This window comes from Mucilaginibacter gossypii (assembly GCF_017569325.2).
Taxonomy (GTDB): Bacteria; Bacteroidota; Bacteroidia; order Sphingobacteriales; family Sphingobacteriaceae; genus Mucilaginibacter; species Mucilaginibacter gossypii.
The window spans coordinates 3210384-3234619 of record NZ_CP071878.2 but is presented as its reverse complement, the minus strand read 5'-3'; the positions used below and the strand labels follow the sequence as shown (position 1 = coordinate 3234619).

22 protein-coding genes are annotated in these 24236 nt (G+C 43.1%); 12 read left to right on the top strand and 10 right to left on the bottom strand.

Translation table 11 applies throughout. The features are described 5' to 3' along the window. Positions 1-711, top strand: coding sequence for a phytanoyl-CoA dioxygenase family protein (locus J3L18_RS13475; RefSeq protein WP_129567538.1), 711 nt, complete (start codon positions 1-3; stop codon positions 709-711). On the opposite strand, the gene J3L18_RS13470 is transcribed toward J3L18_RS13475, so the two are convergent. Together J3L18_RS13470 and J3L18_RS13465 are read right to left on the bottom strand one after the other, a co-directional pair. After that, on the bottom strand, positions 712-1422 hold the full coding sequence (locus J3L18_RS13470) for a hypothetical protein (protein WP_129567537.1): 711 nt from the start codon (positions 1420-1422) through the stop codon (positions 712-714). It lies immediately after the preceding gene. A gap of 27 nt (positions 1423-1449) precedes the next feature. Then, entirely contained in the window at positions 1450-2370 is a 921-nt protein-coding gene (locus J3L18_RS13465) for an alpha/beta fold hydrolase (RefSeq protein ID WP_129567536.1), read from the bottom strand. A gap of 82 nt (positions 2371-2452) precedes the next feature. On the opposite strand from J3L18_RS13465, the gene J3L18_RS13460 reads away from it, so the two are divergent. From J3L18_RS13460 to J3L18_RS13435, 6 genes are all read left to right on the top strand, one after another. After that, on the top strand, positions 2453-3235 hold the full coding sequence (locus J3L18_RS13460) for a Rossmann-like and DUF2520 domain-containing protein (protein ID WP_129567535.1): 783 nt from the start codon (positions 2453-2455) through the stop codon (positions 3233-3235). Positions 3236-3254: 19 nt separating this feature from the next. Then, positions 3255-3587: a 2Fe-2S iron-sulfur cluster-binding protein gene (locus tag J3L18_RS13455; RefSeq protein WP_090524420.1), complete on the top strand. Its 333-nt coding sequence runs from the start codon at positions 3255-3257 to the stop codon at positions 3585-3587. A 90-nt stretch (positions 3588-3677) separates the two neighbouring features. After that, positions 3678-3920 carry a Fe-S cluster assembly protein IscX gene (gene iscX / locus J3L18_RS13450; RefSeq protein WP_091171429.1) on the top strand — a complete coding sequence of 81 codons (243 nt, stop codon included), beginning with the start codon at positions 3678-3680 and terminating at the stop codon, positions 3918-3920. Between the two features lie 149 nt (positions 3921-4069). After that, positions 4070-4591, top strand: a complete 522-nt coding sequence (locus J3L18_RS13445; RefSeq protein WP_090524424.1) for a KdsC family phosphatase — start codon at positions 4070-4072, stop codon at positions 4589-4591. 65 nt (positions 4592-4656) lie between these two features. After that, positions 4657-5286, top strand: coding sequence for a Maf family protein (locus J3L18_RS13440; protein ID WP_129567534.1), 630 nt, complete (start codon positions 4657-4659; stop codon positions 5284-5286). A gap of 211 nt (positions 5287-5497) precedes the next feature. After that, on the top strand, positions 5498-6163 hold the full coding sequence (locus tag J3L18_RS13435) for a DUF4136 domain-containing protein (protein ID WP_091171439.1): 666 nt from the start codon (positions 5498-5500) through the stop codon (positions 6161-6163). 47 nt (positions 6164-6210) lie between these two features. Here the strand turns inward: J3L18_RS13435 and J3L18_RS13430 are convergent, their stop codons facing one another. The 3 genes from J3L18_RS13430 to J3L18_RS13420 form a co-directional block, all read right to left on the bottom strand. Beyond that, positions 6211-6411, bottom strand: coding sequence for an Fjoh_0651 family PID-CTERM protein (locus J3L18_RS13430; protein WP_129567533.1), 201 nt, complete (start codon positions 6409-6411; stop codon positions 6211-6213). Positions 6412-6427: 16 nt separating this feature from the next. Next, positions 6428-11071, bottom strand: a complete 4644-nt coding sequence (locus J3L18_RS13425) for a DUF8693 domain-containing protein (RefSeq protein ID WP_129567532.1) — start codon at positions 11069-11071, stop codon at positions 6428-6430. Between the two features lie 680 nt (positions 11072-11751). After that, the gene (locus J3L18_RS13420) at positions 11752-13737 is read right to left on the bottom strand and encodes a M1 family metallopeptidase (protein ID WP_189549001.1); all 1986 of its coding nucleotides are present in this window, start codon (positions 13735-13737) and stop codon (positions 11752-11754) included. A gap of 111 nt (positions 13738-13848) precedes the next feature. Here J3L18_RS13420 and J3L18_RS13415 point away from each other — a divergent pair, with 111 nt between their 5' ends. From J3L18_RS13415 to J3L18_RS13400, 4 genes are read left to right on the top strand one after another with little or no spacing between them, the layout of a single operon-like run. After that, positions 13849-14601, top strand: coding sequence for a prolipoprotein diacylglyceryl transferase (locus J3L18_RS13415; protein WP_129567530.1), 753 nt, complete (start codon positions 13849-13851; stop codon positions 14599-14601). Next, positions 14594-15991 (top strand): radical SAM protein, encoded by a 1398-nt coding sequence (locus J3L18_RS13410; protein ID WP_129567529.1) that lies wholly within the window; start codon positions 14594-14596, stop codon positions 15989-15991. Before J3L18_RS13415 ends, J3L18_RS13410 begins: the two co-directional genes overlap by 8 nt. Then, on the top strand, positions 15988-16266 hold the full coding sequence (locus J3L18_RS13405) for a hypothetical protein (RefSeq protein ID WP_091171461.1): 279 nt from the start codon (positions 15988-15990) through the stop codon (positions 16264-16266). The genes J3L18_RS13410 and J3L18_RS13405 overlap by 4 nt, the downstream gene beginning before the upstream one ends. A 19-nt stretch (positions 16267-16285) precedes the next feature. Then, positions 16286-16549 carry a hypothetical protein gene (locus J3L18_RS13400; RefSeq protein WP_091171466.1) on the top strand — a complete coding sequence of 88 codons (264 nt, stop codon included), beginning with the start codon at positions 16286-16288 and terminating at the stop codon, positions 16547-16549. Here the strand turns inward: J3L18_RS13400 and J3L18_RS13395 are convergent. The 5 genes from J3L18_RS13395 to J3L18_RS13375 form a co-directional block, all read right to left on the bottom strand. Then, entirely contained in the window at positions 16546-17472 is a 927-nt protein-coding gene (locus J3L18_RS13395; protein WP_129567528.1) for a Ppx/GppA phosphatase family protein, read from the bottom strand. The genes J3L18_RS13400 and J3L18_RS13395 overlap by 4 nt on opposite strands. Positions 17473-17633: 161 nt before the next feature. Then, positions 17634-18887, bottom strand: a complete 1254-nt coding sequence (locus tag J3L18_RS13390; RefSeq protein WP_129567527.1) for an ABC transporter permease — start codon at positions 18885-18887, stop codon at positions 17634-17636. Further along, complete coding sequence (locus tag J3L18_RS13385) at positions 18880-19800, bottom strand: ABC transporter ATP-binding protein (protein WP_129567526.1); 921 nt, start codon at positions 19798-19800, stop codon at positions 18880-18882. Before J3L18_RS13385 ends, J3L18_RS13390 begins: the two co-directional genes overlap by 8 nt. A gap of 54 nt (positions 19801-19854) precedes the next feature. Continuing rightward, positions 19855-20511, bottom strand: coding sequence for a hypothetical protein (locus J3L18_RS13380; protein WP_129567525.1), 657 nt, complete (start codon positions 20509-20511; stop codon positions 19855-19857). 146 nt (positions 20512-20657) lie between these two features. Beyond that, complete coding sequence (locus tag J3L18_RS13375; protein WP_129567524.1) at positions 20658-21806, bottom strand: exo-alpha-sialidase; 1149 nt, start codon at positions 21804-21806, stop codon at positions 20658-20660. A gap of 455 nt (positions 21807-22261) precedes the next feature. Between J3L18_RS13375 and J3L18_RS13370 the strand changes: the two genes are divergently transcribed. Continuing rightward, entirely contained in the window at positions 22262-24235 is a 1974-nt protein-coding gene (locus J3L18_RS13370) for a S9 family peptidase (protein ID WP_129567523.1), read from the top strand. Position 24236: the final 1 nt, after the last annotated feature.

The window sequence follows — 24236 nt, the reverse complement described above, 5'->3', positions numbered from 1 at the left end:
GTGGATATTACTGGGCACCGGTATAATATTGATCATGACGGGTTTACCGTTATTGATGATATTTATACCGGTGCCGAAATTAATGCCATTATTAACATTATCGAATCGGCCGACAGGTCGGGGCCGTTGTTCCGGCAAACTGATGATGTATTTGCCATAAGGCAATTTTTAAAGGCTGTTCCAGATGTTTCCCCTCTTTTATTGAATGACAGGTTAAAAAACGTTATCTCCAATGTTTTTGGCGATGGCTACTTTGTTGTAAAATCCATCTATTTTGATAAACCGGGATCGTCCAACTGGTTTGTAGCCTGGCACCAGGACCTGACTATTTCTGTAGATAACAAAGTTGATATCGCAGGCTACAGCCCCTGGACAGTTAAGCATAACCAATTTGGCGTGCAGCCGCCCCTTGAAATTTTGCAGGATAACTTCACTGTCCGCATTCATCTGGATGATACCGACGAAGGCAACGGGGCATTGAAAGTGCTGCCCGGTTCACATCTTAAAGAGATTTATCGTCCCGAAAATATCGACTGGCAACAGGAAACCGAAGTAAGCTGCAATGTACCAGGCGGCGGTGTCATGATCATGCGCCCATTGCTTATGCACGCGTCAAACCGTACCACCAATAACAGAAAGAGGAGGGTAGTGCATATTGAGTTTAGCAGGACTGAATTGGCGGAAGGGATTAATTGGGCGGAGAGAATTTAATTATTCTGCTCCATAAGGGACACCGACGCCAATAAAAAAATTCTGAAGCATTCGATACTTCTGTGTGCACTCTATTCCAATGTTTATTTTACCTGAGGCCGATTTGCTTCCATGGCATGAAAAGCAGATATCAAGATGGTCAATTACCCTGTTGTTTTTGTCAAGGAAAACAATTGAGTTACGTGGATCAAAACAAGCAGAAGTTCCCCTTGTCAGATAATCTTTTATGCCGCTGTAGCTGTAGTTAAGGATTATGTCTGTGAATTTAATGAGCTGGTCACGATTTAGAACTTTCCACTGTTTGACATTATTATATTTTAACCTTCTTTTTTTAATGGTGATACCTCGGTCAGTATTGGATATTTGTTCCTGATCAGGTATTAGGTTACCCGCAGAATCTATACTGGGTGCTGGCGGGAATTTACCCACATATGATATAGCTAATATTTTTGCTGCAATTGAAAAGGGATATTTCTTTAGGCGTTGCGCTGCAGAAAACTGATTTGTATAGGCACAACTGTCAAATTCAGGTTTATAGCCTTTGATATCTTCACGAGAGTAGGTGACATGTGGCGCAATTTTTTGCTTGGAAATGTGTTTTGTCTTTTGATGACTTGTTGTATCTGTTAAATAATAGCTATTGTGATTACTATTTGCAAAACAAGCAAGGTTTATCAGTAATAGCAAGCAGGTAATTAATTTAAATTTCATCTTCTAAAACTACAGATTAAATTGACCTTACCCCTTCAAAAACGAAAGGATTTTAGCATTTACGGTGTCGGCCTTTTCAATCATGGGTAAATGTGCTGCGCCATCAACAGGGAAAAAGTCGGTCTTCAATACACTACGGATGGAATCACTAAAACGTAGGGGTAGAGTTTTATCAGCTTTGCCCCATATCAGTAATACGCTTTTGCCTGCACTGTTGAGGCAGGTATTGCTTTCGCGACCATTTTGATTGTAATTGTACAGGGTTGAAACCAGCGCGTTTCTAAACCCCTTATACTCCATTTGCGGGAGGTAGCGGTTTACCCATTCGGGGTGGTTTCTCGGATAAAGAAAATCGGTTGTTTGTCCTTTTGCTCTTTCGTCGGAGTTCACGGCTTCGTTATAAAATGTGAAATATTGCGGAGCTACCGGCTTTTTTTGTTCATATACCGGGTCAACAAGTATTAGTTTGTTAACCATACCGGGGTGACTACAGGTAAAGTTTGTTATTACCGCGCCGCCGAATGATACGCCAGCTAAATTTACTTTGTTCCCTAATTTAAGCTGATTGATAAGATCAAGAATTTGCGTATTGTAAAGATTCTGAGTGTAAGGGACATCAGGCCTGTCTGAATAACCGCGCCCATACATATCATAGCGTAATACCCGGTATCCTTTTTTTATTAAAAAATCGTACGTTGGATCCCAGATATAATAGGGTACGCTAAAGCCGTGTACAAGTATAACAACCTGGGCACTATCAGGGCCTTCGAGCTGGTAATGGGTTACGCCCTGACTTAATTTGATGAAGTTGCCGGGAACGTTTTTGCGGCTGGTATCGGTTAAGGTTTTGGTTTCTTTATTGTTATATCTATAGAAGCCGTATAGTATTAATGACGCGGCCCCGACAAGAAATATCACAATTATAATGCTTACTTTAAGTATTTTCATGCGGTATTAGATGTTGGTTTCTAAAATACAGAAATATTTATACTACAGTTAGTTAAATAATTATATCTATTGTAAAGAATATATGAACATTACTATAATAGGCTCCGGCAACGTAGCAACCCATATGGCAGCAGCGTTTAAAAATGCAGGCCACCGTATTGTGCAGGTATACAGCCGCGATATACAGCATGCCGCTTTATTGGCCTACCATGTTAGCGCCGAAGCGATAGATAACCTTGACAATATTAATCCTGATACGGGATTGTTTGTTGTTTCGGTTAAGGACGATGCTATAACGACTGTTGTTAAAGCGTTGTCGGCCCATAAAAAGTTAATAGTACATACATCGGGCTCAACCGATTTGAACAGTTTGCTGGCTTTTACCCCAAAGGCCGGTGTATTTTATCCCTTGCAAACGTTTAGCAAAATAAGAGAGGTTGATTTCAGATCTGTCCCGCTCTGTCTTGAAGGTGCTGACGACGGTATACTTGCTGATTTAAAGCAGCTGGCATTTACCATCAGTAATAATGTATATAGCGTTAACTCCGCCCGGCGCAAAATATTGCACCTCGCCGCGGTATTTGCCTGTAATTTCCCCAATTATTTGTACGGGGTTGCCCAAGACCTGCTTGCGCAAAATCAAATGGAGTTTAACATGCTGCGCCCCCTGATCCTGGAAACTGCCCAAAAAGTGCTTGAACAGGAACCACGCAATGTACAAACCGGCCCTGCAGTACGCAATGATGAGGGCACTATGGCCACTCACATGCAGATGTTAAGCGAGATGTCTATGTTACAGGATATTTACAGTTTGTTAAGTCAGGGTATTATCAAAAACAACAAAGGGGTTACCGCACCCGAGTAATTTTGTTACTTTTGCTTAAATGAACATTTATAAAATAAAGATCAATTTCGAGGAAAAAGGGCACGAAAGCGTTGAGTTACCTATAGCCGAAGGAGAATCTGTATTAGACGTATGCCTGGAGAATGGCATTGAACTACAGCACAATTGCGGTGGTGTTTGCGGATGCAGCACATGCCATGTTTATGTAAACAAGGGGATGGATAATATCCAGGAGATATCCGATAAAGAAGAGGATTTTATTGACAGGGCTGTTAACCCGCGCATTAATTCGCGCCTGGGTTGCCAGTGTGTGATTGTTGATGGCGACATTGAAGTTACCCTGCCGGATCAGTCGCAGTTTTTAGGCCACTAATATTTGCATCAATCCGTTTAAACAATAAATAAAACGTATAATTTACAACGTATTAGCGTAACCCCCGGGTAGTACGTAAAATCAACAAAAATGAGCGATAATAAATTTGCCTTACCAATTCACTGGAATGATTATGAAGATATTGCCATTGAACTTTATGAAAAGTTTGGTGACGATTTTGACGAATCAAGAATATACCGCATCCGTTTTACCGAACTGCTGGAATGGGTATTGAGCCTGCCTAATTTTGCCGGTACCCGTGCCGAGTCAAACGAAGGGCACCTGGAGCAGATCCAATCGGCCTGGGTATACGAGTGGCGGGATAATCAATAATTCAGTTGGCAGTTTTGAGCCGGCGGTTTGCAGTTTTAAATTTGCGATTAGCAGTTTAGCACAAAGCAAACATTCTGTAATCAAAAAATCGGTGAAATCACCTCAACAAATCGGTGGGATCACGAAACAAAATCGGTGTAATCATAACCATGGAATCATTCCTGAATAAATTAAAAGATATTACTACCCTCATTTTTGATGTGGATGGCGTTTTGACCGACGGGTCTGTTTTTGTAACGGAAGCTGGCGAACAAAGCCGCGCCTTTAATATTAAAGATGGCTACGCGCTGCAGTTAGCTGTTAAATGCGGTTATAATGTTTGCGCCATATCGGGCAGCCGCTCAAAAAGTGCCATGTACAGGTTAAACAGCCTTGGCATCCAGGACGTGTATATGGGCACACATACCAAATCGCAAAGGTTCAAGATTTACCTGGAAGAAAAAAGCATAATCGCCACCAACGTTTTATACATGGGCGATGATATTCCCGACCTGGAAGTGATGAAGCTTGCAGGCCTGCCTGTTTGCCCTGCCGATGCTGTTGAAGAGATCAAAGCAGTTAGCGCCTACGTATCGCCCTACGGCGGAGGCAAAGGCTGTGCCCGCGATATCATTGAAAAAGTGCTTAAGGTTCAGGATAAATGGATGAGCAAACAGGCGTATAGCTGGTAGAACCCCACCCAAACCCTCCCCGAAGGGAGGGCTTTAAAATGAGTTTCCAATTTTAAATATTGATCATGGATTCATCAACAAAGGTGTTGGATAAAAAAGTCTCCCCTATTGGGGGAGATTTAGAGGGGGTGTTTCCACCCGTAATTCTCGCATCAAAATCGCCAAGACGGCAGGAGTTGCTCCGGCTTATGGATATTGATTTCAGGGTTGTGCTTAAAGAGGTTGATGAGTCTTTCCCCGATGGGCTTACCCCAACAGAGGTTGCCCTACATATAGCCCGTAAAAAAGCAGAAGCATTTGACGAAACGGTAGGAGACGAGGTTGTGCTTACTGCCGATACCATAGTTTGTATTGATGGCCTGATATTGGGTAAACCCGAAACCCGCGCACATGCTATCGAAATGCTGCAAATGTTATCGGGCCGTGTACACCAGGTTATTACCGGTGTATGTTTGTTATATAAAGGGCGTTATAACAATTTCTATGATCTTACCGAAGTGCTCTTCCGCAAGCTTTCTGATGCCGAGATCAGTAATTATGTAGATAAGTACCAGCCGCTTGATAAGGCCGGATCATACGGCATCCAGGAGCTGATAGGCCTGATAGGCATCGAACGGATTGAAGGCTCATATACCAACGTTGTTGGTTTACCTACCCAAAAGGTTTATGCACAATTGCTTAACTTAAGCAAATAGATTTCACATACAGGCGCAAGTATTGTGCGGCTGCCTGTGCGGGGATTACTTGTGCCTTTCGCAAACCATTTTATTCGTCGTTACAGTTTCGCTAAACATCGTCAATTTTGATAAAGCGTGTTTTTTCCGGTACAATTAAATAAATAATTATTTAATTTAAACCTTTGTTTCCTGCATAGTCTAACGTATTAAATAAAGGGAGTAATTTGTCATGAAAAAAACTATTAATACAGGGCTGGTGTTACTGCTGGTGGCTGCCTTGTCTGCATGCAGCAGTTACAACTATTACACCGCAGCCCGAAACAAAACAGATTTATCCGCTTACCGTACATTTGCCTGGCTACCTCCTGCAACCATGACCAATAAAGCCGGCGCAGTTGTAAAAAAGGAAGTGGCTGATGAAAAGGTTAAGGACGCGGCTATTTCGGCATTGGAAAACAAGGGGTTAAAATTTCAGGAAAATAACCCCGATCTGTTGGTAAGTTATACCACAGTTACCGGCCGGGGAATGAAAACTGAGTTTTATCCTTATTACTATGGCGGTTACCCGGGCTTCGGTTTAGGATTTGGCTGGGGTTGGGGCGGTGGCTGGGGCTATCGTCCGTTTTATGGCTACGGCGGCTGGGGTTGGGGATATCCTTATGGTTACGGTTATGGTGGCGGCGGTTATGCCCGCGTGCCTTACAAAGAAGGTACCCTGATTATTGACATTATGGATACCAAATCGCGCAAACTGGTATGGCGTGGTTTTGGTGTTGGCGAACTGCACAACCCGCAAAAAACTGTAAAGGAACTGCCCAAAGTAGTTAACGGCATTATTGAACAACTACAGCTTAACCAGGTACAGCAAGACCAGGTGCCAATGAAAAAAGCATAAGAAATTTGCTGATCAATTATTGAACTAATGTAAAATCCCTTCGGTCGCTATGCCTGGAGGGATTTTTGTTTGCGGTATAAATGGGTTACAGCAAAAGTAAGGGCAGCTACAGCTAAAACAATAACCCAGCCATCAAGCGGGCAGTTAGCGTCGCCATCGGCATTATCACAGGGATTATCTAACTGGGCAAAACAGCTTAAGGTGCCGGCCGCAAAAACAAGGGCGGTTAAAAAGAACTTTTTTTTCATATGCGCAAATCGCTTGTTATTGTTTTAAAAATTTACCGGTGCCAATCAACTGTTTGGTTTTATTATCGGTAACCCTTATAATATATGTCCCGGGTACCAAACCGGTTACGTTGTTTTTCCAGTAAAGCTGTGTGATATTTACTGCCTTCAGTATCACACCACTGCTGTTGGTTAACTGAATATTATAGTTTGCTGAAGCGTTGGTTTGCCCTATGGTTAGGTTTAATGTTTCCGTTACAGGGTTTGGATATATCGTAAGCAGGCTATTGCTTATGTTATTTTTTATATTGGCATACATTAATGGCAGCTCTTTTGACAGGCTGATATCATTGTTTAAATCAGTTAACTGAACACGGTATTCATTTAAGCCCTTTGCCGGGTTAGGATCGGTATAAGAGTAAGTTCCCAAACCGTTCGATTTTATCACATCCAGGTTTTCCCAGGTTTTGCCGTTATCTGTGCTTCTTTGCAGCGTAAATGTGGTGTAGTTTGCCTCGTTTTCAACAATCCAGGTTGTTTTAGCTCCGCCGGTTGCTTTTACGGCATTAAAATAAAGCAGCCGCAAGCCCAATGCAGGTGATTGGCGCAATATCAGCTGAAAACGTTTTTTACCAAAAGTAGCCGGGGTACTTTTATCAATATTGTAGCTGTAAATGTTGTTGTGTTTAAGATCCAACGAATCTTTAGTAAAGTTATCCTTAAGCCATATTTCATAAATGGCAGGTACGTTGCTAAGTGCTCTTAGTTTTAATTGATAAGGCCCGGATGAGGTAGCGTCAGACGTTAGGGGAATGATCTCCTGTTGCTTTTTGGGGAAAGGCCGGTGATGGATAACGGTTTTAACGCTATCGCTTGACAGGGCCGACAAGGCTATTTGTGCACCATTGGTGCCCAGGTCTTCCGCATCTTTACTATTTTCAAATGCTGTACTGGCGTCGTTATTAAATGCAATAACAATATCATCGGTATTAATGGAGTCCTTTATCATTTGCAGCCTTAATATCGGTTCGGCCAATGATGATGAAGTTTGTTGTGATGCTGCTGATTGTGCTTCGGCAGCCTTCAATATGTCCATGTCGGCAGCTGTGGCCGCCAGTTTCTGTAACCCCTTATCAGCAGGGGCACTTAATAAGGCTATCAGATTTGATGCCGTTGGTTGCGTTGTTGACTTCGCCGATTCCCTGAAAGTTAATGATTGCGAAGCTGAGGTAGCCTGTATAAAAAACGCCTGCCCGCTGGCTATCATATTACTTGCATAGCCATCGCTCGAAATACCGGGGTTAATATTGGTAGTCGTATCTGCTGTGGATATAGCAGTGGCCTTTTGCATGTAGCTGGCATACTGCTTTGTTTTTGGATTGTAAACCCATATTTTGCCCGGAGCAGATAGGGTTGCAGCCGAAGATACCTCTGAGGGGAAACCGGCCCCGTAAATTGAGGATGTGGCGGAAACGGTTGTTGTTGTGCCCCTGCGGTTAAATTTTTCCCAATTGATGGTGGCTGCGTAAGGATTTCCAACCAGGTTATATCCGTTAACCTGGCTGCCTGTAGTATTGCTGAACAAGAGGCTGGTTGTGCCGCTGTACCAGTTGGTTACTGTAATGTCACCTGTGTTTAATGTACCTGTTGTTGTTAAAGTGGTGTTGGTGGGTACATAGCTTGCGGTTGTTGAAGTTGCAAGATCGGCGGCTGTCCTGTCTCCCCTGAAAAAGAAAAGGAAGCCGTTTCCGACAGGTATGGTATGTGAGCCGTCGGTGTCAAAAATATAAGTTGGCGGGGAGTTGATATTGTTGATGCCCCTGAAATTACCGGCTGTAAAAGACGCTTGCGACGAGGCTATGTTTTCCCTGAAGCAATAAATTGTGGGATTGCCCGATTTATCAAAGCCGCCCGTTGTGCCTGTAGTGCCGGTTATCCATGATGAGTTTTTAAGATAATTTATACTGATTACCTTGGCTGATGAACCTGTATTAACGGGTGATGAAAGTAACCTGTACCCCCGGTTATATGAATTGCCGCCGCTTATAAAACGCTGTACGTTTACATTGCCTGTAATTGCTGTGCCGGAAGGAATAGCATCTACAGTGGCTGAGCCTGTTGCATCGGAGTTTAACGTTAAAACACCGCCGGCAGCAAGGGTAGCTGTACCGCCCATAGTAAGTATACCCGAGGATGATACCGCGAATTTACCGGTGCCCGACATGGTTTTTATACCGCTGCCATTAACAGTAACATTATTAAATTTTGTGCCGTTGGTGCTGTTGTCTGTAAGAGATTGAGCGCCTGCTTTACTAAAAAACACTGTTCCGGTGCCTGCCGTAAACGTACCCGTGTTGGTGTAATCGCCATTTAAGGTTAGTGTGCCCGCCCCGCCTGTAATAACAGCGCTGTTAGTAGTGTTGCCAGTAATACTAATATTGCCAGAACCCTGGGTTACGTTTGCCGAATTGCTCCAGGTTCCTGTAACAGTTATAACAGGGTTGTTCGTGTTAAGGCCTATTGCACCCCCGCTTGTGATCCAGTTTCCGCTTACGGTTAGCGCGCCGCCGTCGACAGTTTTGGCTGCCGCCCCTGATAAGGTGAGGTTATCATAGTTGGAGGGGGTTGTACCTATAAAGCTGTCATTAGTGGCGTGTACAGTTTGCGTGCCCGAAGTAGCTGCGTAGTTAACGAGTCCGGTGCCGCTGCCGCCGGTGGTGAAATCGATAGTGCCACCTGTAGCGGCACTTATTGGGGTATTGCCTGTTAAGTTTAAAGTAGTAGCCCCGGTACCAGTATCCATATCAACGAGGGCCGCATTGGTAATAGTAAGACCCCCGCTGGTCATGTTTACGTAGCTTGAATTTGTGGTAGCTATACTACTTATTGTTAATATTCCCGAATTTAGATGGAACGTGGCGTTATTAACAGAGTAATTTTGTAATCCTGATGTATAGGTTCCCAATGCCGAGGAGGTAGTGTTTAAACTTAACGAATTGGTGATATTGAATACCGGAACCGTTGTATTTATTATGGTTGTATTGGATGTTGGGCTGACGCTTCTTGTAGGCGTAGGAGGAGTGGTATTATCGCCAACTACAAATGAGCTACAGTTTAATGTACCAGTACCTGTACCGGTAATGGTTGTTGTCACGCCGCCGGCACTACTGTTGTGATTTTGCGTGATGGCGCCGGTGACCGTAAGGGAGTAGGTATCTTTGATGGTTAATATAATAGATGGGGTTCCGCTCATTGTACTTTTTAAGGGGCCTAATATCAGGAAAGCAACATTAGGCACACTGCTTTGAACGGTGGGCTGGTTATAAAATGAAACAACGCCTATGCGTGCCGCATAGCTTGTAGTAGGAATAGTTGCTGGGCTCCAGTTACGGGTATCATTCCAGTTGCTGTCATATGCGCCTGTCCAGTCAATGGCATCATCAAAAGTTATAGTATTACCATTTGAGGATGGGCCTGTATAAGTAATGGCTGAGCTGTTTCCATTCCCCGTAAGGGTGTTAATACTGGTGACGGTAATAGTGCCTGTAGGGCTGCTGCCATAGTTTAGCTGGCTTTTTACTGTACCTGTATAAAAATAATAACCGGGGACAGAGTAGGATCCATCTGTATTGCCCGAGCTTGAGATAAGGTCGCCCACACTATAATCTTGTATAGCGTTGCCGGTGTAAGTTACTGAACTTATCAGTGCGTCTGTTGATGTGGAGTAATAGGAATCATCTGAACGGTAGAGACTTCCTGAACCATTGAAATATGCCTCGAACCCGGAGCCTGACGTGTTCAGTACCAATTGGTTGATAACGAAATTGCCTCTTGATATTATTTTTAACCCGTAAAGGATTACGCTTTCGCCGGCGTAGTAAGGCGGCTGTGTAACATTATTTGCCGTTCCGTTTGCGTCTGTTGTGGTAAATTGGAGTACACGGGTGTACATATCAAAATTATCCCATTGAAATCTGCCGGCAGTAGTACATGTTGATTCAAGATAGGAATAATAATAGCTGCTGAACCCGCTACCAGTTGTACTTGTACTTGAAGCAACAAGGGTTTTGGCTGTGGTCATACCGGTTACAAAAACATCTTTAAATATTGCCCAACGACCGTCTTTCAACCGTTGCACTTTGATCATGTAGGTTTGCTGGTCGTTGGCCATGGTGGCATTAAGCAGCTCATTGTAACGGCCCGTCCCGGTATTTGAGTCATACCTATACCTTAAACTGAGTGTTGTACCGGTATGGGTTATATAAATGCCCTGCATGGTATTGGCTGTATACCCGTTGGCAATAAGCCAATAGCGCCATGAATTATTACCTACAGCCATCGCATCGGGGTCATCCGGGCCGGTTGCACTATTATTTTTATAAATGAAATTCCACTCAAAATCATTCTGAGTAAGATCTACGCTCCCTGATGTGCCGCTTCCGACAAAATCCCACCTGATAGCGCTTATGGCGTTGGTTGCAGGTACCGCGGATCGCAGGCTTACCGAGCCGTTTAAAGGACTTGTAGTTGATGCATCTATGGTAACCGACGAACTTGTGCGGGCGGCATTACCAACCCCGGTTGCTCCTAATGATGTTATATTACCGGCAGAGGAAGTTTCAAAGTTATTGTAATAGTAGGTAAGGTTATCGCTGGTTTCCTGGGCCGCAACTGCGCTCATCAGGCATAGCAGATATCCGGTAAATAAAACGCAGCGTAATTGTGATTTCAAATTAATAGGGTTTCGGGCAAGTAATATCAATAATGATGCTGGTTCAATAAAACCGGATTAAAGTACAAATTTCAACTCAAATATGCGGTTGTGTTGCCAATGGCATCGGTTGTGATGTTTTTTATTGAAAAAATGGAAAATTTAGAGAAATTAATTATTGATTATTGTTTACACATTTTGGGGAATATTTTCTACTATGCTTTTAATCAATAAGCAGGCTGTTAACTTACAGTAAGGACTAATTAATCACCGGGTAACGATAAATATTTGAAAATATTCCTGTTAGGAGTGAGGATTTTTGTTGCCGGTAAAAACTGTTCAGATTTGATTGGGGTAATATGTCCCGTAATAATCATCACCATTGACTTTAGTCAACCGAATACCGGTTAATGTAACGATGACTATATGTTACATGGGGGGTTCAGAGCGACGTTGGATAAGTGTTCAATTTTTAAAAAGCGGGTGTTCAACTTTTTGTGGTGCGGAATTGTAATATTCTGATTGTCAATGTATATGTGTTCAGTTTGTGTTTTGTGTAAAATGCAAGTATCTGATAATCAGTATTTGTTTATTTAAGAAAATACGCCAGGTGTTCCACTTTAAAAATTGAACACCTGGCATTATATGCTTTATTTAACCTTTTGGCTGTTATTGCCGCGGTTAAGATCAGGCAGGGCGTTGTCGGGATCAATGGTTACCGATTCAGCTTCCTGTTTAGTAGGCAGTGTATAAGTGATTTGCCCGGATTGCAGCCAGGTTTCAACCGGCAGGTAAAAGCGTTTTTTGCCGCCGTCTTTAAATTTTACCTCAACAGTAAACGGCATGGGCAACTGCTCTTTGTTTACCGCTTTGATGGTGATACCTTTGGATGCATCTTTACCTGCATATTTCGCGTCGATAAGCGCTATATCAACCAGCCAATTATTATAAAACCAGCCCTTCCAAAACCAGGAAAGGTCTTCGCCGGCTCCATTCTCCATCGAACGGAAAAAATCATCAGGCTGTGGGTGTTTGTAAGCCCACTGGTTAATGTAGTTTTTAAAGGCGTAGTCAAACCTGTCTTTCCCTAAAATTTGCTCGCGCAGCAATACCAGGCCAAATGCCGGCTTATAGTAGGTAAGCGGATGGCGGTATTTTTCGGGGATGGCATCTGGAGCGGTCATAATACTTGGCGATTGCGGATCAAGCAGTGAGGGGATAATTTCATCGGCAGGGTTTCCGCCGCCGGGAGCGTATTCACTATCGCGTTTAGGGGCATATTCACCCTTGTTAAAGGCATCGGATGCATAAATGTCGATAAAGGTGTTCAGGCCTTCATCCATCCAGCCATAGCGGCGCTCATTTGATCCCACAATCATCGGGAACCAGTTATGGCCTATCTCATGCGCGGTTACCCAGTAAAGCACGCTGCCTTTATCGGTGATGCCGTCAAACACAATACCCGGGTATTCCATGCCGCCGGCAATACCGGCTTCGTTAATAGCAACCGGGTAAGGATATACAAACCACTTTTCCGAAAAGTATTCAATTGATTTTTTGAGATATTCGGTAGCCCGGCCCCAGGCATCGTTGCCATAGCTTTCGGCCGGGTAAACGCTCATTGCTAATGATTTTTTACCACCAGGCAGGTTAACCCTTGCTGCATCCCATATGTAAGCTTTTGATGCACCAAAGGCAACATCGCGGGTGTTGAGCATTTTGAAATGCCAGGTGAGGGTACCCTTGTTAACCGGGCGACTGGCAGGATCATTAACCTCGGCCAAATCACGGATCATGATGGTTTTATCACTGTTGCGGGCTTGGTCTAAGCGGACTATTTGTTTAGCCGTCAATACCTCTTTAGGGTTAAGCAATTCGCCCGATCCCGCTACGATCATATCCCATGGCACGGTTACCGAATAATCTATATCGCCATAATCTAAATAAAACTCACCGCTGCCCAGAAATGGCAGGGTATCCCAGCCGTGACTGTCGTCATAAACACACATGCGCGGAAACCACTGTGCAATTTCGTAGATCTTGCCATTTTTGGTATCGCAATAATCTGTACGGCCACCAAAAGCGCCCGGGATGGTGTAATGATAATTAATACGCAGTTTTATTGCCCCCTTTTGCAGCGGGTGTGCAAGGCGTACCTGCATGCGGGCATCTGTAATTACAAATGGTACGGGTTTAACTACATCGCCATTATCAACCGAAACGGATTCTATCTGGTAACCGCTGGTATGCTGGTCGGCGCCGGGGGTATGGTCTGTGAAGAAGTTAGAGCGGGCATCCTGTTTATAAGTATTTTGATCAAGCTGCAGCCAAAGGTAAGGCAATGCATCCGGGCTGTTATTGGTATAGTTGATCACCACCGTACCGCTGATTGTTTTCTTAACGGTATCCAGGGCAACTTTCAGATTATAGTCTGCCCGGTTTTGCCAATACCTTGGACCGGGTGCGCCATTAGCCGAATGGAAATCGTTACCTTTTTCGGTATAAAACATAGGCGAGAAAGCCGCCGACGGGTTGTAGTTTGATGAAGTATCGTTTGGATTGAGTTTCCCTTTTTGCGCCGATGCGCTGAGTGCTAAAATCGACAGTAAACCAATGTCGATAAATTTTAATTTCATGGTGTGCATTTAAGCACCCAATATACAAAGGATGGGACTAAAATTTGATTTTATAGATACTTACTTATCAGCATAATAAAAAAACTATTTTAGTGCCTATAAAAACTAAACTTGCAATTCCCTGTAAATATACCTTTAGGCAATTCATCAATTCCCGTACATTTTATTTGCGAGACACTGTCGTACTTTTTAGGTTACCAGTATTATGCCTGGTTGCGGAAACATACTGCCGATAAGATTAGTACCGAACATCGACTTATCATATTTATCGGTGCAGCGGCAGGCGCATTTATTGGCTCGCACCTTGTAGGGATCTTTGAAAACCCACCGTTGCTGTTCTCGCATTTCAATATCATCTATATTATGGGCAATAAAACCATAGTGGGTGGGATGCTTGGTGGATTGATAGGCGTTGAGCTTACAAAAAAACAATTGGGAGTAACCGCGTCATCCGGCGATCTGATGGTTTACCCATTGATCCTGGCTATGGTTATTGGCCGTACCGGGTGCTTTTTGGCCGGGCTGGAAGATGGGACTTATGGCATAGCCTCCAACCTGCCCTGGGCTATTGATTTTGGTGACGGCATCCGCAGGCATCCTACCAATTTGTATGAAATTGTGTTTTGGTTGATGCTTTGGGGTATACTCAAACTCATAGAACAAAACCACCGTTTTGCCGATGGTGCAAGATTTAAAGTATTCATGGCAAGTTACCTTGTTTTCAGGCTACTGGTTGAATTTATCAAGCCAGATTATTTTTTCGCTTTTGGTTTATCGGTAATTCAGTTAGTTTCTCTCGCCGGTATTTTGTATTATTATAAAGTATTTTTATATCCTAAAAAGCTGTTTGTAAACCATGCCTGAACGCCCGTATATATACTATGATTTTACGTTAAGCATTTGCTCCACCTGTTTACGCCGGGTTGATGCAAAGATTGTTTTTGAGGATAATAAGGTTTACATGCTTAAAAACTGCCGCCGGCATGGTTTTGAAAAGGTGCTGATTGCCACAGATGTGGAATATTATAAAAACTGTCGCAACTATGCAAAGCGAAGTGAGATGCCGCTTAAGTTCAACGCCAAAACACATTATGGCTGCCCTTATGATTGCGGCTTGTGCCAGGATCATGAGCAGCACTCGTGCCTTACCGTTGTTGAAGTAACCGACAGGTGTAATTTAAGCTGCCCTACCTGCTATGCCATGTCATCGCCCACCTACGGCAGGCACCGCACTTTGGCCGAAATTGAACAGATGCTGGATGTTGTAGTGGCAAATGAAGGTCAGCCCGATGTGGTGCAGATTAGTGGGGGAGAACCCACGGTGCATCCTCAGTTTTTTGAGATCCTGGATATTGCCAAGACAAAGCCCATTAAGCATTTAATGGTAAACACCAACGGCATCCGCATAGCTAAAGATGAAAATTTTGTAAAGCGGCTGGCCACATACATGCCCGATTTTGAGATTTACCTGCAATTTGATTCTTTCAAAAAAGAGGCACTTGAGCAGTTGCGCGGTGAGGATTTGCGCGAAGTAAGGCAGAAGGCTATTGAAAATCTCAATAAGTACAATCTGTCCACAACGTTGGTAGTCACTTTGCAAAAAGGTTTAAATACCGATGAATTAGGTACAATTATTGAATACGCGTTGCAGCAACCCTGTGTTCGCGGCGTAACTTTTCAGCCTACGCAACAGGCCGGCAGGTTAGAGAATTTTAATGAACAAACCGACCGTTACACCCTAACCGAAGTACGTAACGCGATCCTTGAACAAACCAGTGTATTCAATAAAAACGACCTGATCCCGGTACCTTGTAACCCGGATGCCCTGGTGATGGGTTATGCCCTTAAGCTTAGAGGCGAAGTGATTCCGCTGACCCGGATGATAAACCCGGATGACCTATTGGATAACTCAAAAAATACTATTGTTTATGAAAACGATGAACGCCTGAAAGGCCATCTGCTTAATATGTTCAGTACAGGTAATTCGGTTGATAAAGCTAAAGAACACCTGCACTCGTTGTTATGCTGCCTGCCTGAAATTGACGCGCCAAGTTTAAGCTATGATAACCTGTTCAGGGTGATCATTATGCAATTTATAGATGCGCAGAATTTTGATGTTCGGGCTATCAAAAAATCATGTGTGCACATCGTAAATAAAGACATGCAGATCATCCCTTTTGAAACCATGAACATTTTTTACAGGGACGATAAGCGGGAATATCTTGAACAATTAAGAGGAGAAATTTTGGTATGACAGAGGAAGAACAATTACAACCACCCAATCAGCTTCCTGGCAACAAGCCCCAAGGTGGAATCAAGATAGTCGGAATTAACCTGGCAGTATTTGTTGGTTATACCTTGCTTAGTCTGCTGACCGATGGCGGTGTAATAGCTGGGCTGCTAATGGTTGCCCAGGTGATTGTTTGTATTATACTTTCATTGTATTTCCGTAAGTGGAGTTGGTTTTTAGGCGGCTTACTGGTTTTAGTAATTGGTTTTTCAACGTGTGTTGCAATGATAAGGATTTAGTATCTCACAAGTTGCTATAATGGAAACGCAGAAGAAAGACCCTGGCAGCAAAAAAATGATAGTTGTAGGTATCAATCTATCGATATTGGTAGCTTATACCATATATTTCAGATGGGTTGCTAATGAGGAGCTTATTATATTAGCTGAAGCGATTTTTATTTTTTTGCACGTAGTACTGTGCCTAATATTGGCAATTTTTGCTTTGAGAAAAGAATTTTTGTTTAGTGCGCTTGTTGTTCTGCTGATCGGTTTTTCGTCATGCTGGGTTGTTTTCTCCATTTAGGTTAACATCCCCGCCAAAACCCCTTCTTTTAACGAATTGGTACACATGCTTACTTTATGGATATCCAGCGCGTGCATAATAAAGCGTGTAACCAAAGAGGCAGCTACGATCATATCAACCCGAACAGGAATAATCCCCGGATTACCCAGTCTTTCTTTATGGCTTGAGAGAATGAGCTTATTGGTGATGGTTAACAGTTCTTCCTCATCAAAATCATAATGCTGAATACTCTTTAAATCAAAAGCTCGGGCCTTTTCTGTTTCAATCAATCCGGCGAAAGTTTCAAACGAGCCTGATGAGCCAACAAGGGTATCAATTTCAATGCTCGTAGTTGCGATGAACAAATCATGTAGCCTATCCTCAAGATACAAATTCATAGCCTCGATAGATGCCGGAGGGATAGGGTCCGTGTGGTGAAACTGGTCCATAAGGCGTGCGGCGCCAACTTCAAAGCTCTGTTTCCACAGGATTTTATCGGTGTTGCCTAAAATAAACTCTACACTGCCGCCACCAATATCCATGATGAGCGAATTTTTGGCCGATAAACAGCCACTTAACTTTACACCGTTATAAATAAAGCCGGCTTCCTGTTCGCCGTCGATAATTTCGATAGCGATGCCTGTTTGGGCCTCCACTTCTTTAATGAAATCTTTACCGTTTGAGGCACTCCGCAAGGCCGAAGTAGCAATTGCCCTTACACTGGTGACATTGTTGGCAGCAATGAGTCCTTGAAAATGTTGCATGGTATTCACGCCGCGCTGAAAGGCATCAGGCAAAATATAACCCTTATTAATGCCTCCCTCGCCTAACTTAACGGCTTCCGTAATATGTACAATTTCATGGTAGTCATGAATGTCGCCTTCGGCAATCAATAAATGGAAGGTGTTTGTACCCAAATCCATTACTGCAACGCGTTTACTCATACGGCTAAAATAGTTTTTTTGAGCCTAAAGCTGAAGGCTTAAAGCAAAAAAGCTGTTGATGAGCCGAAAACTCAAGGCCAAAGCTTAAGTTAGGTGTAATGCCGAAATCCGATACGCTTAAGTAGCTTTAAGCCTTCAGCCTTGGGCTTTAAGCTTGAAAACTATTCTTTATAAAAGAACCACTTAGCCAGTTCTTTATAGCTTGCTTTTTTGCCGTACATCAATACGCCAACACGGTAGATCCGCGCGGCAACATACGTGGTACATAAAAAGCCAATAACCATTAAGCTCATCGATAAAGCAACCTGCCAGCCCGGCGGATCAAACGGAATCCTTACCATCATGGCAACGGGGGCTGTGAAGGGTATCATGGAAAGCCATACCGCCAAGGGGCTGTCCGGTGCACGGAATAACACCGATACCGACAAAATATAAGTGAATAGCAACGGCATGGTAATCGGAAACATGAATTGCTGGGTTTCTGTCTCGCTGTCAACTGCCGAGCCTACGGCCGCAAACAGGGCAGCGTATAAAAGATATCCGCTTAAAAAGTAAAATATAAAGCAGCCCATAATATATCCGAACGGAATGGTTTGTAACACCGCAAGCGCATTTATCACAGGACTGGTTGGAGAGTTAAGCGCGTGGCCAGCTATTTTGGTAGATATTACAGATAAAATTATCCAGGCACCAAATTGGGTTAAGCCAACTAAGCCAACGCCAATGATTTTGCCCAACATCAACTGAAAAGGCTTTACTGATGATATAACCACCTCGATAATACGATTGGTTTTTTCCTCGATCACCCCGCGCATTACCTGTCCGCCGTATATGAACAGAGATATATAAATGAGGATAGCGCAGGCAATGCCAATCAAAATATTGGGACCTATATTGGCGTTCTTATCGCCTTTGTCAGAAATTTCAATGGCGTTTAATGAAATGTTAGTTCTTTTTATACTGCGTAAAAGGGCTGTGTCAATATGGTGCCGGATGAGGTTATTTGAAAAAGCAATATCACTCATCTGCTTTTCAATTTCCTCGGAAAGAGGGATAGAGGCTTTCTTTTTCGAAAAGATCTGCACCGAATCTTTCTGTGTATAGTTTGCAGGGATATATAAAATAGAAATGCCCTCGCTGTCCTTTAATAATTGCTTTGACGATTTAAGATCGGTGAGGGCATAGGTGAACTTTACGTTAGTTACGTCATGGAATTTATTGGCGAAATCGCCGCTTTTATCAATCACGTTAACCGTTTGCAAAGAAGATAATTTATCGCTGTCTTTAGCTACCATGGCAACAACGAATCCCATGGCCAGGATCAGCAGCGGTACTACGAATATCATGATGATAAATGATTTTTTTCGCACACGGGTAAGGTACTCGCGTTGTATAATAAGTAATACTTTATTCATGGCCGGTGGAATTTAGGTTTACTTTTTCAATAAAAATTTCGTGCATACTCGGGATAACCTCCTGCAGCATATTTACCCGCGCTTTAGGAATTAAGTATTGCAATACATCATTGGAATTATGTCCCTCCTTTAGTTTTATTTTGATATTGTGATTGTCATCATCGGCAATAACTTCGCTCATTATTTCAAAAGGCTGACTGCCATCAAATGCAATACGTTCGCCGGCATATTCAATAAGGTAGGTTTCGTTACGATATGAGTTGCGGATATGTTTAACCTTGCCATCCAATATCTTGTGCGATTTATGGATAAGGGCGATGGCATCACAAAGCTCCTCTACTGATTCCATGCGGTGGGTAGAAAACAAAATAGTAGCGCCTTTTTTATTTAACTCCAATATTTCGTCTTTAATCTGTTCGGCGTTTACCGGGTCGAAGCCGCTAAAAGGCTCATCTAATATGATCAAATCGGGCTCATGGAGTACGGTGGCCACAAACTGCGCTTTTTGCTGCATGCCTTTTGAAAGCTCTTCTATCTTCTTTTTCCACCAGGTTTCCATCCCCAGCTTCTCAAACCAAAATTTGAGACGTTTTTGAGCTTCAGCCCGGTTTAAGCCTTTTAACCGGGCCAGATAGATCATTTGTTCACCAATCTCCATCTTTTTGTACAGGCCACGTTCTTCGGGCAAGTAACCGATACGTTCGATATGCGATTGATTAAGTTTTTCGCCGTTAAAATATATCTCGCCCGAATCGGGAGCAGTAATTTGGTTAACTATACGGATAAGGGATGTTTTACCGGCGCCGTTAGGGCCAAGCAGGCCAAAAATTTGCCCGCTTTCAACTTCCAAACTTACATCGCTGAGTGCACGGTGACCGGCGTATTGTTTAACAATATTGCGGATGCTTAGCATTTATTAAGGTTTATGTATCTGTTTTGCTTATTAGATTGAGTTAAACAATAAAAGTTACAGCTCCGGTTTATCATATGGCTGGCCGGGGTTATCCATTTCATGGAACGGCTTTAGCCATTGCTGGTTATTGATAAAATTTAAGGCTGTTACAGCTATGTATAACCCCACAGCGGGGATGACCAGGTAAACAAGACCGAGATACTTGATGTAGATGCGGTAATCAGAACTTCCCGATAAAACAAGTAGTGGTGTCATTGCGGTATAAAACAACAGGATAAATAACTCACTGAAGGCAAAAACGCGTAAAGGCAACCGGAATTCTGTCGGACGCAGTAAAAAGACTATAACCACAAGGCATATTACAGCGAGCAGATTAACAAATCCGTTCGCTGTGTAAAATATCAATATTTTTTCGACAGGGATGCTAAAAAGACTGATCGCAATATTGATAAGTCCCAGTAGCAAGCTGTAAATTAAATAGATAATAAAGGTGTTGGTGATAAGCGGTTTTTCCCTGGTGTATTTTAAGATACTCACCACAAATATCATTAGCCAGGTAAAATAAATCACATGAATAAATGAAGATAAATACCTAAAGACCGGCGGAAAGTTGAGCGTTAAGTTTTGTGTAAAATAGGTTAATAAAAGTACCAGTGCGCTTAGTATCGATGTGGCAATGGTAAGATAGGCAGTATCACGGGTTGGTTTCATGAGCAGGGTAGGTTTATATTTAGAGTGAGCGGCATAACAATTTAGCCTAACCGGTAATAAGGTATGGCTGTTTATCGAAATAAAAAAACGGTGTAATTGTTTTGGTACAAAATACGTTGTTTGTTTAATTATGTAGCCCTGCGAATTTATTTTAATTGTTTTAAGCTGAACCGTAAGGTTTCAATAGCTTCCTTTTGCCTCGAAATGATTACATACATATGGCCATTATAAATAATGGTATGTGGGTAACCATATTGCCCACCTTTCCACAAACCTTCTTTTTTGAGATGGTACAACTCATTAGCGATGATATAGTTTTTATCGAATGATTTGCCATCGGCAGAAAGGGATAACACCAGCGGGTTACGGTCATAATGGTGGAGCGTATCAGGGATACCAACATAATAAAATCGCTTATCCGGCAACCGGCCGAAATGAAATTTACTGTCATTATCCGAAAATGGAGCTTCCGCCGGGCGCGACCAACTGTTACCGTTATCCCTGCTTTCAGTTAGCCATAAATGGCCTTTCCAGCCCTTGCCGGTTACCCTGAGCAGCATGTGCAGGATCTTGTCATCCGTTTCAAAAAATGAGCCTTCGCAAAGCGGCGGTAAACCGGATTTGGCAGCAGGTGCATAAAACATGGCAGGGTTATCCTGCTTATAAAGTGAATCGGGATAAAAACTGCTTAGTTTCCAACCCGAAAGCCCGTGGGGATCATCTGTGTAAGGGAAAGTGAAATTACCGCTGATGATCAGCCTTCCGCTATTGGTAACCTCCGGGCCGTGGTTTGGTACAACAGGCAAATGCATATCAAGCGGTTCGCTCCAATGTTCGCCATCGGTACTGGTTTTGGCCCACAAGTGGGTGTTATTACGGTGTTTGTCGTAATCGCCATAATAAGCTACTAAGGTCCCTTTATATCGATAAAGCCCGGCGGCGGTGAGAACCGTGAGCGTATCGTTGACTTTGCCAGGATTGGCTAAGGTTTTTAATGCCGACCAATGTTTAAAGTCTTTAGAAGTGGCATAAACTACCCTTTGCCCCGGCGAATCCTCATCAACCATTCCGTTGCTCCATATGGCCACAAAGCGGTCTTTAAAATGGATAATGGATGCATGATGGTTGTAAAGCCACTCTTTATCCGGCGAGTAGATCATTGATCGTTCGATATTTAGCTTTGGTACGCCGGCTTCGGTTTGGTAATTGTTGCGAATGGCCGGGGTTTGAGCATGGGTATTAAGAATGGATAAAAAAAGGCAGATAACAAAAGGGAGCTTTAATTTTGTAGACATGATTCTAATTAACGCAAATTATCCGGTTAGTGAAAGCTGAGTTGAAATTTGCCGAAGTAAAAGCCAGGTTTCTGCAGGGCGGTACTAATAATTGTAGTGTCGGTTACTCAAAAATATCGTGAGTAATAAAGGGTAAACATGTCTGAAATGGGAGTTAACAGGGTTAACACTTTTTTAATATTTTAATTTGAATGTATTTATAATCAATTGCTTGTGTTTTTTAGGGGTTACACTAAACTGATATTTAGGTTAGCTAAGTTTGATGCTGATGGTTTACCTGAATCGCAACCATATTTCGTAACTATATTGCAACATTCATTGCTACTAAATATTTAAATGTGTTTGCCCTGGTCATTAATGTGCCAGAATTTTGTAATCCCGGTCATGGCAATCCTTTTATCCCCAAAAATCAAGGTTCTTTTACTAAATTACAGGCGCTATCAAATACATCATTTATGAAGCGAACATTACTTCTAATCCTCGCGCTTTCAGCTGCATTTAACGTATTCGCCCAGCAAAAAAAAACTTTAAAACCTGCCGATGTGTATCGGATCCCAACAGTGAGTGACCCGCAGTTATCGCCAGATGGTAAATGGGTTGCTTACAGTGTATCGGATGTTGATACCGCTAAAGATCGTCGCGTATCACATTTGTGGATGCAGAGTTTTGATGGCAAAGAGTCCATCGAACTGACCCATGGTGAGGAGGCTGCCTCGTCGCCGCGCTGGAGCCCGGATGGTAAGTATTTATCATTCCTGTCTTCGCGCGATTCAAAAACAGGCTCACAGGTTTGGCTCATCGACCGCCGGGGTGGCGAAGGGGTAAAACTGACCAATATTAAAGGCGATTTGAGTGACTACGCCTGGAGCCCTGATGGCAAGCGTTTGGTGATGGTGATAGGCGACCCCGAAAATAAAGGCAAAGAAGAACCTAAAACCCCCAAACCCATAGTTATTGACCGCTATCATTTTAAACAGGATATAGTAGGATATCTTCAGCACTTGCATAGCCATCTATATTTAATTGATGTAACCACAAAAAAACTGGATACATTAACAAGGGGTGATAAAGATGAAAGTTCGCCGGTATGGTCGCCAGATAGTAAGACTATTGCATTTGTAAGCAACCGCAGTGCCGATCCTGATAAAAATCAAAATACCGATATTTTTACCATTGATGCCCGGCCGGGTGCCAGCATGTTGCAGCTAACCACATGGAAGGGGAGGGACGGTAACCCGCAATGGAGCCCCGATGGCAGATATATTTCTTACCTCCGTTCAACCAGCGACGCCGATTATATGATGTATGATCAGAGCGTGGTGTGCATTATGGATGTAGTTGGCCAAAATAATAAACCACTCACGCTTCAGCTCGATCGCCCGGTTGGTGCGCAAACCTGGGCTAAAGACAGCAAGAATATTGTATTTATAGTAACGGACGACCGTACACGTTATTTGGCCAATATCAATATCAACAGCGGCAAGATAACTACGATAAACAAAGGCGATTACGTTTTTAACGACATAGCTACCAATCTTTCGGGCAATTGGATAGTACAAAAAACAGATCCTTACACACCTGCCGAATTATTCGCTTTGGAAGATAAAAAACTTCGCAGGCTAACTTTCCATCACGACGAATGGTTAAATACAGTGCAATTGGCATACGCAAAAGGCTTTGAGTCAACAAGTGTCGATGGTACCAAGGTATCAGGCATTGTTTTAACGCCAGACAGTATTCCTAATAAGAAATATCCTTTGATCCTATTTATTCATGGTGGACCGGTAGGGCAGGATGAATTTGGTTTTGATGCTACAAGGCAAACGCTGGCTGCTGCCGGTTACGCTGTAGCGGCTGTGAACTACAGGGGCAGTAATGGCCGCGGGCTGGATTATTGTAAAGCCATTTATGCCGATTGGGGCAATAAGGAGGTAAAAGATTTGCTTGGTGCGGTCGATCAACTTGAGAAATTAGGCATCGCCGATCCTGATAAGCTGGGCATAGGTGGCTGGAGTTATGGCGGCATCCTTACCGATTATACAATAGCCTCCGATACCCGCTTTAAAGCAGCAGCCAGCGGAGCGGGCAGTGCGCTGCAGCTTTCAGTTTATGGCAGCGACCAATATGTGTTACAGTACGAAAACGAAATAGGCGTACCCTGGAAAAATGCTGATAAATGGATCCAGATTTCGTACCCGTTTTTTCATGCTGATAAAATAAAAACCCCGGTATTGTTTATGTCGGGCCTGAAGGACTTTAATGTGCCGACCATCGGCAGTGAGCAAATGTACGAGGCATTGAGAACCCAAGGCATTCCAACCGAACTGATATTGTATCCTAATCAATTTCATGGGCTTACTAAGCCAAGTTACCAGGTTGATAGGTTGCAGCGGTATGTGGAATGGTATGATAAGTATTTGAAAAAATAAT

Coding starts and splice junctions, on each gene's coding strand:
- J3L18_RS13470 (WP_129567537.1), bottom strand. CDS start 1,422: ATGAAATTTAAATTAATTACCTGCTTGCTATTACTGATAAACCTTGCT.
- J3L18_RS13465 (WP_129567536.1), bottom strand. CDS start 2,370: ATGAAAATACTTAAAGTAAGCATTATAATTGTGATATTTCTTGTCGGG.
- J3L18_RS13460 (WP_129567535.1), top strand. CDS start 2,453: ATGAACATTACTATAATAGGCTCCGGCAACGTAGCAACCCATATGGCA.
- J3L18_RS13455 (WP_090524420.1), top strand. CDS start 3,255: ATGAACATTTATAAAATAAAGATCAATTTCGAGGAAAAAGGGCACGAA.
- iscX (WP_091171429.1), top strand. CDS start 3,678: ATGAGCGATAATAAATTTGCCTTACCAATTCACTGGAATGATTATGAA.
- J3L18_RS13445 (WP_090524424.1), top strand. CDS start 4,070: ATGGAATCATTCCTGAATAAATTAAAAGATATTACTACCCTCATTTTT.
- J3L18_RS13440 (WP_129567534.1), top strand. CDS start 4,657: ATGGATTCATCAACAAAGGTGTTGGATAAAAAAGTCTCCCCTATTGGG.
- J3L18_RS13435 (WP_091171439.1), top strand. CDS start 5,498: ATGAAAAAAACTATTAATACAGGGCTGGTGTTACTGCTGGTGGCTGCC.
- J3L18_RS13430 (WP_129567533.1), bottom strand. CDS start 6,411: ATGAAAAAAAAGTTCTTTTTAACCGCCCTTGTTTTTGCGGCCGGCACC.
- J3L18_RS13425 (WP_129567532.1), bottom strand. CDS start 11,071: ATGAGCGCAGTTGCGGCCCAGGAAACCAGCGATAACCTTACCTACTAT.
- J3L18_RS13420 (WP_189549001.1), bottom strand. CDS start 13,737: ATGAAATTAAAATTTATCGACATTGGTTTACTGTCGATTTTAGCACTC.
- J3L18_RS13410 (WP_129567529.1), top strand. CDS start 14,594: ATGCCTGAACGCCCGTATATATACTATGATTTTACGTTAAGCATTTGC.
- J3L18_RS13405 (WP_091171461.1), top strand. CDS start 15,988: ATGACAGAGGAAGAACAATTACAACCACCCAATCAGCTTCCTGGCAAC.
- J3L18_RS13400 (WP_091171466.1), top strand. CDS start 16,286: ATGGAAACGCAGAAGAAAGACCCTGGCAGCAAAAAAATGATAGTTGTA.
- J3L18_RS13395 (WP_129567528.1), bottom strand. CDS start 17,472: ATGAGTAAACGCGTTGCAGTAATGGATTTGGGTACAAACACCTTCCAT.
- J3L18_RS13390 (WP_129567527.1), bottom strand. CDS start 18,887: ATGAATAAAGTATTACTTATTATACAACGCGAGTACCTTACCCGTGTG.
- J3L18_RS13385 (WP_129567526.1), bottom strand. CDS start 19,800: ATGCTAAGCATCCGCAATATTGTTAAACAATACGCCGGTCACCGTGCA.
- J3L18_RS13380 (WP_129567525.1), bottom strand. CDS start 20,511: ATGAAACCAACCCGTGATACTGCCTATCTTACCATTGCCACATCGATA.
- J3L18_RS13375 (WP_129567524.1), bottom strand. CDS start 21,806: ATGTCTACAAAATTAAAGCTCCCTTTTGTTATCTGCCTTTTTTTATCC.
- J3L18_RS13370 (WP_129567523.1), top strand. CDS start 22,262: ATGAAGCGAACATTACTTCTAATCCTCGCGCTTTCAGCTGCATTTAAC.